Genomic DNA, 6,746 nt, shown 5'->3' with positions numbered 1-6,746 from the left:
GCTGCCAAACACGCCGCGGCAGCACTTGCCAAACAACACCAAATCACCTAGCGTTCAACATGACTCGTTGATCGCAACGCGTGAACCACGCGAGATCCGAAGTCCACCACTCTCCGGGACGCTATCCGCCGGGGTGCATCGAGAAAGAAGAAATATCGCGTCCCGCAGCGGAGAGGATTCTGAACTCGACATTTCCGGCGAATAGCGGCGACCGAGCTACGGCGGGGTTCGTCGAGGTGCTCATAAATGTGATTACTAATTTCCTGATTCCTTTGTTGAAGCGCATTAGGTGCTGGCTATCTATCGGTCACAACGTCGATGCTAAACCAATCATTTGGGATTTGTTCGCGGAGCGATTTCTCCAGCTCGTTGAAGCTGGGAACAATTATGTGAGAACCTGCGACTGCATTATGCTCAGTCATCCAGCCTCGATCGATTGCTTCCTTATCAACTGTCAACCTTACGCGGCCCGGGTGATTTACCGGATCATCTTTCGTTAAAGTCACCCTCGGATCCAGCCCTTCTCGATACCAGTGGAAGCCTGGACTATCCGCATACCTGCCGGGGCGGACCATCTGACTTATTAAGAACAACATGTACTTTTCGGCGTCCTCGAAGCGCCGAAACATCCAATATCGACCTCGTGAGCTTCGAGACTTCTTATCGATGTAGTAGTGATCATTTTCGATCACGAGATAATAGGAAATTTCCCCATCGTTAAGGAAGCAAAGCTCGCCGTCGTTCGTCATCGCCGGAGGTCTAGTCGACCAAACTAATTGGTCAGACGTTATGTTGCGTCCTGGGAGAGCGCCTGATTTGTGCAAATCAACTGCCTGCCACACATACCACGTGCGGATAATCCGGTGCAGTGTCGGAGGGAATTTACCCAAATCGACCTGGATCTTGATCATTCATCTGCTCCCGAAGTCACGTGTCAACCCTCCGTTAAAAACCCGATGTCAAGTAGTTCTTGAACACTAGCCTCCGCATCTTTGGGCGGAATTAAGAGATATTGCGGCTCACCTCCGCGATGGCCAAACCAGGGCGCTGCCCTCGATAGTTCAATTTTCCATCCGGGCGGTAAAGGGACGTCAGCATGAACCGTATACACGTAGTAAGGCTTGTCCAAGCTAGTGTGGGGAAGCGAGCGTCCGCCGTAAGGGGCGCCTTCGGGAGCTAGCCATTCGCCGCCGGGATGGCCGATACGGTCGAGTTTCTTCCCGTCCATTGCTTTTATCTCTGCGTCGGTTAAATCATGGACAGTGCCGGGAATCGCATAAGGCTTTGCCGGATCATGGGCATCGGGATATGTGAGGTTTCCCTTTTCGTCTACAAAACGGTGTCGGTACTGGTCTTCGGTGAGGTCACCGTACTCGCTTGCGTCCGGGAATACTTCCCTCGCCTTCGGTGGCTCACCCTCGCCGCCACGGTCATGGGATTGATCCTTAGCAGGACCGTCGCCCCCGCCGGGTGTCCCATCGCCGGGTTCGTGCGGCGGGCCATCGGCCGACGGGTGGCCGTTGCCGCCACGCGGCCCGTGCGGCAGTTGACCATCGTCCGGGGGATACGGAGTCCTGTCATGGGGTTCGTGCAGTCCGTGTGCGCTCGGCTCGCTGCCGTGCGGGGTTGCCCCGTGGGCGAGTGGTACCTCACCGGGAGCGCTGCCGATCGGCGGCGACGGCAGATGTGGCGCCGACGGGAGATGCTGCGTCGACGGCACCGAAGCAGCTGGCGCGACGGCCGGGGCAGTGGCACTGCCAACCGGCTCGCCGGGACTCCGGCCGGCTGGGACCGTGGGGACGCGCTCATGCGGATGGGGCACATCAGCGGGCGTGGACAGCGGCGGTTTGCCGCCCGAACCGTGCGGCACCGCAGTCGGTTTGGGTTCGGTCGGGCCATGCGTCGTTGGCGCCGGGCCGGGCTTAGGCGGTGGTGCGGGGCTGCCGGGTTCCGGTGGCTTAACACCAGGCACCGCAGGCGGCTTAGGAACCTCCGGCGGCTTGACGGCCGGCGGATCGGGCAGCTTTGGCAGCGGCGGCGCCTTCAAGTCCTTGAGCGCGTCGAGGGCGGCGCGACTCTTGGTGCCGAGCTTGGAGAGCGGCCCGCCGGGCAGGGCAAGCGTGAGACCGTCGAAAGCCGTACGGCCGAGGGCGCCGGCCGGGTCGGTCGTCCATTGATCCCAGTGCGAGACGTCCTTGCCGAGCGTCTTCCACGATTCCAACACCCCGGGCCCGCCGTCGGGGCCCAGGCCAACGAGCGGCATGGCGCCACGTGCCATGCCGTTGATGTCGTGGAAGTAGCCAGCCGGGTCGAGCAGCAGCCGCACCTGGCTGATGTCGTAGAGCCCCTTGGCGAAGCCGCCGGCCTCGGAGAAAAACTCCTTGGTGCCGTGCCCGACGCGGTCGACGCAGTGCCCTACGGGCGTGGTGTGCAGGAACTGGTCCCATTGCTTGGCGGCGTAGCCGGCCATCGGGGTGACGATTGTGGTGGCCTCGGCGAGTGTGGAGGCGATCTCGGCTTCCAGTGCATCGACCTCGGACTTGAAGTTGTCGACCACCGTGCGAATGTCGTCGGCGATCTTTTTGATCTCGTCCTCGTCCTGGTCGGTCAGGATGTCCCAGACCTCTTTGAACCCGGTCAGCGGATCGCAGATCCGGGACAGCAGATCCAGGATCGCCGCATGAACCTTCTCGATCTTGGCGGCATAGCTGGTGAGTTGGGCGGCGATCTGCTGGCACTGCTGAACCACGCCGGTGGTGCTGCGGTACGCGTCGGCGAACGCGCGGTCGATGGCCGGGCCCTCCGGAATCTGTTGGGCGCGAATGGCTCCCATCGGAGTACCGGTCCCGACGATCTCGCCGATCCCGAATTGCGTGCCCGCCGCACTCCACGCCGTGGCCGCTACGCGCAACTTCGCCGAATCCCCAGTGGGCCAGATCATCCCGAGATACGGCGCCACCCAGCCCCACCCGGGCGGGGCGCTGTCGCTGCTTCCGACCGCTGACGGCGGACGGCCCGCCGAGATCGGTCCCGGCAACGCCGGCGCGGGCAGCGCTCCACCGCCAGCGCCGACGTTGGACTGCAATTCGGCAACCGAGTAGTTGCGTGCCGACATACGAACACCAATGCCAAGGCCGCACAATCCATTTCGTGTCGCCACCATCGCCTCGACGAGTTTGGCCGCCGAACTGTCGTAGCTGTGCCCGAGCGAAGCGCCGGCGGGATCATCGCCGGCCATGCCCGCGCATCCCGCCAGCGCCGCACTCAGCGTCGAGATCACCGAGCCCAAGCCCTCGCCGGCGGTGACGACCTGGTTGCCCGCGCTGTCCAGGGCCGTGGGATCGACCGTGAGCGGCGCCATTACCTCACGCCCACATGCTCAGATTCGTCGCCATAGCGTTGGTGTAGTTGTCGTGGGCCCCGGCGCCCGCCGTGCGCAACTGAGCCAACGCCGCGCGCATCATCGCTTCGCCGCGGGCCCAATGCTGATGTGCTTCGGCGTGCGCCGACGCCGCCTCGCCCGACCACGTCGCGTGCAAATTGCCTACCAGAGAATCGATTTCGGCGAGCATGCTTTCGGCATGCCGTTGAAACTCCGCCATTCGCTGCACGGCATCGGCCAGGGCCTCGGGGTCCACGCGGAACGCGTCAGACATCGTGCACCTGCCGAATCGCTTGCGCGGAAATAGCTTCGGTCCGCTGAAAGCCCTGACCGGCGTGCGCCACCGCCGCCGCCAGGATCGACAAACCAGCCTCGACCTCACTTGCCCCGCGATGCCACAGCTGCCAGGCCGCCGAGTAGGCGTGCCCCGAGCCGCCCTGCCAACCGCCCAGCATCTCGGCGACCTGCCCATCCAGCGTGGCCAGTTGACTCCGTAGGTTCTCGGCGGCACCCAGCAGCGCCTGGGCAAAACCGTTCATCATCCTCGCGTCGACACGCAGCTCGTTGCCTGCAGCCATAGCCGCAACCTAGTAAGTGCCCGGTCCGCCCACAATTCACCCTTGAGTGCGCACAGGCACACTGCTGCCATGCTCCGCCCGAGGGCGCAGCCGCTGACCCGCGCCGGGTACACCCTCTGCGCGCAGGCCTACGCCCAGCTGGCCGAACTGGCCGGCGACTTCGACCTCCTAGCACCGACGCCGACGCGCTTCGCTGGGTTCGGGTTCATGGGCGTACGCGCGCGGAGGCAAGACATGTGCGCTACGGCCGGGGGAACCCCAGTACTTTTCTGCGCTTGCATTCTCGAGCGCGATCAACGCCTCGCAGCTAGTAGCCGCCGATGCGTCGGAAATCGGGCTCTTCATGATTGACGGTGTAGTTGAGGTGTGAATCCGCCGGTTTCGAGCAGGGATCGGGCGATGTAGTGGGTGAGGTTGCGAAAGCCCAGGGCGGAGCCGCGGAGGTGTTCGAGACGACCGTTGATTGCTTCGGTCGGGCCGTTGCTGGTGCCGGGTCGGTCGAAGTAGGCCAGCACGTCGGCGGCTCGCTTTGTGAGGGTGTTCCCAAGGGTCATCAGCTCGGTCAAGGGCTTGGGGACACCGGTGCTCAGCGTGGTGATCAGCGCGGCCATCATGGTGCGGCCTTTCGTGCGGTCGGGTTCGCGGTAGGCGGCCACGGCGCGTTGGTACATGTGCCAGGTGGCTTCGACCTCAACATGAATGTCGCCGGTGAACAACCTGACTTTTATCAAACTAGTGCGCACGTAGCCCGTGGAGCTTGGCGAGGATTTCGGTGAGTTCGGGTGGTGGGGGTTCGGCGGCGGTGATGGTCTGGTTGCCGGCCTGGATGGTGACGGTGCGGTAGCGTCGTGCAGTCCGAACGAATTTCTTTATGCTCCAACCGGTTTGGTGCTCGATGTAGTGGCTGACAGCCATCGCGGCGAACACGACGCTCAGGTGGGCTTCGATGGAGTCACGGGTGCGGTGGTAGATCGGCCGGGCTTGTAGGTCGTGTTTGGACATCCGGAAGCTCTTCTCGATGCGCCACAGCTGGTGGTAGGCGTCGATGACAAAGGTGGCGGGCTGGCTGACGAGGTTGGTGGTGTAGCCCTTCCAGCCGGCCAGGGCGCGGGTCTTTGCCTCCAGCGCGCGGTTGACGCTCTTGGTCGCTGCGGTGAGCTTGATGAACCGGTTGCGCTTGACCGCGGCGTGCCCGTCGACGGCACGCTGGGCCTTGGCGACCTGTTCATCGATGCCGCGCAGGGTGCGCCGGGCCCGGTCGTGCCGGTACTGGTAGTGGATCACTCGGTCCGGGATGCCGCGGGCCTTCTCATTGCTGGTGGCCGGCCAGGGCTGGGTCAGCACGAGGCCGTCGGGGGTCGCCTCGTCGGGGTGTTTGTCGCGCCATTCGCGGACCACATCGGGAAGAAACGGAATCCGGGTGCCGAGGATGTAGGTCAGCCCGGCGGCCTGCAACGCGACCTGATTGGTCTCAGAGATCATGCCCGCGTCGGCGACCACGGTCACATCGGTGAGTTGGTGGGCAGCCTTGAATGCGTCGATCACCGGCACCATCGTGGCGGTCTCGGCCCGGTTGCCCTCGAACGCCGCCACCGACAGCGGCAAGCCGGCCGCATCAGTCAGCAGCCCGAGGGTGATTTGAGGGTCCAGGCGCTGTTCCTTGGAGAACCCGGGCTCCCGAAAGCCATCGCCGGCATCGGTCTCGAAGTGGAGCGTCGTCACGTCGTAGAGCACAAGGCTGGCCGGCCCCAGCCGGGTGTGGCTGGCGCATGCAGCCGAAAGTGTTTGCCGGAAGGCGGGTTTGGCGAACACCGGAAGACGACGGTTGAGCGTCGGATACGACACCGGCGCCACCCCGGTCTCGTCGATGACCCGCAGCGAATCGGCCTTGCTGGTCGGCTCGATGATCCGCGCCAACACCAGCTGACGAAACACCTCGTCACTGCCGGTGGCCTTGTCGAACCCCACCTGGGCGTAGGCCGCGCACAACGCCTCCCACAGCAGCGCGGACTTCGACGACGTGATCGGCAACGGCTCGGCCGCCGATCGTTCCTCCAGGCCCAGATCCAGTTGTGTCTGGCCGGCGGCCAAGCGCTGTGCTGCGGCGGCCTTCAGGACCGCAACACTGGCCTCGTCGTGCGCCGACCCGAGATGTTCGATCTTGCGCGAGCCCTTTCGGGTGGACCACACGATCTGCACGGCGGTCGCCCCCGAGGACGTCTTCACGGTGCGCACGTAGGCCACCCCGGCACCCTACGGCCCAACGGCTAGTGCACAAACCCGCACCAGGAAGACCCTTAATATCCAGGTCACAGACCTACAGAATCGCCGAATCACCAACAGTGATAAAAGTCAGGCCATCATGGTGCGGCCTTTCGTGCGGTCGGGTTCGCGGTAGGCGGCGGCCACGGCGCGTTGGTACATGTGCCAGGTGGCTTCGACCTCAACATGAATGTCGCCGGTGAACAAGGCTGCCAGCCGGGCTTTCTGGCGGTCGGTGAGCAGATCGGCACCGGTGTGCAGGGTGCGTCGGCAGGCATACAGCGGATCGGACTTGCGGCCGCGGTGCCCACAGGTGGCCACCTGGATGCGGCGGCGGCAGTCGTCGAGGGCGTTGCCGGCCAGCCGCACCACGTGGAAGGGATCCACCACCGCCGCCGCCTCGGGTAGTTCTTCGGCGGTGGCGGTCTTGAACCCGGAGAAGCCATCCCAGTCTTGCGGGCGCTGGGCCAGCCAGTCTTGGAATGCTTTCTTGGAGCGGCCTTCGACCATGTCGAGCAGCCGGG

The 6,746-nt window shown here is 64.1% G+C and carries 5 protein-coding genes and 2 pseudogenes; all 7 read right to left on the bottom strand.

Annotation, left to right across the window (positions count from 1 at the left end; all coding sequences use genetic code 11):
• Nucleotides 1-296 precede the first annotated feature (296 nt).
• Nucleotides 297-911: a hypothetical protein gene (locus AWC25_RS19680; RefSeq protein ID WP_084229351.1), complete on the bottom strand. Its 615-nt coding sequence runs from the start codon at nt 909-911 to the stop codon at nt 297-299.
• Between the two features lie 23 nt (nt 912-934).
• Nucleotides 935-3,361: a TNT domain-containing protein gene (locus AWC25_RS19675; RefSeq protein ID WP_085167311.1), complete on the bottom strand. Its 2,427-nt coding sequence runs from the start codon at nt 3,359-3,361 to the stop codon at nt 935-937.
• Nucleotides 3,362-3,365: 4 nt separating this feature from the next.
• On the bottom strand, nt 3,366-3,656 hold the full coding sequence (locus AWC25_RS19670) for a WXG100 family type VII secretion target (RefSeq protein ID WP_069400732.1): 291 nt from the start codon (nt 3,654-3,656) through the stop codon (nt 3,366-3,368).
• A complete protein-coding gene (locus AWC25_RS19665) occupies nt 3,649-3,960 on the bottom strand; it encodes a WXG100 family type VII secretion target (protein WP_085167310.1) in 312 nt (103 codons plus the stop codon). Before AWC25_RS19665 ends, AWC25_RS19670 begins: the two co-directional genes overlap by 8 nt.
• A gap of 341 nt (nt 3,961-4,301) precedes the next feature.
• A pseudogene (locus AWC25_RS19660) lies at nt 4,302-4,676 on the bottom strand (transposase); the annotation flags it as partial.
• A gap of 16 nt (nt 4,677-4,692) precedes the next feature.
• Nucleotides 4,693-6,204 carry an IS1634 family transposase gene (locus AWC25_RS19655; RefSeq protein WP_085167309.1) on the bottom strand — a complete coding sequence of 504 codons (1,512 nt, stop codon included), beginning with the start codon at nt 6,202-6,204 and terminating at the stop codon, nt 4,693-4,695.
• Between the two features lie 114 nt (nt 6,205-6,318).
• Nucleotides 6,319-6,746: pseudogene (locus AWC25_RS19650) on the bottom strand (ISL3 family transposase); the annotation flags it as partial.

Source organism: Mycobacterium sherrisii (genome assembly GCF_002102355.1).
Classification (GTDB): Bacteria; Actinomycetota; Actinomycetes; order Mycobacteriales; family Mycobacteriaceae; genus Mycobacterium; species Mycobacterium sherrisii.
This window is presented reverse-complemented; position numbering and strand designations above follow the sequence as displayed.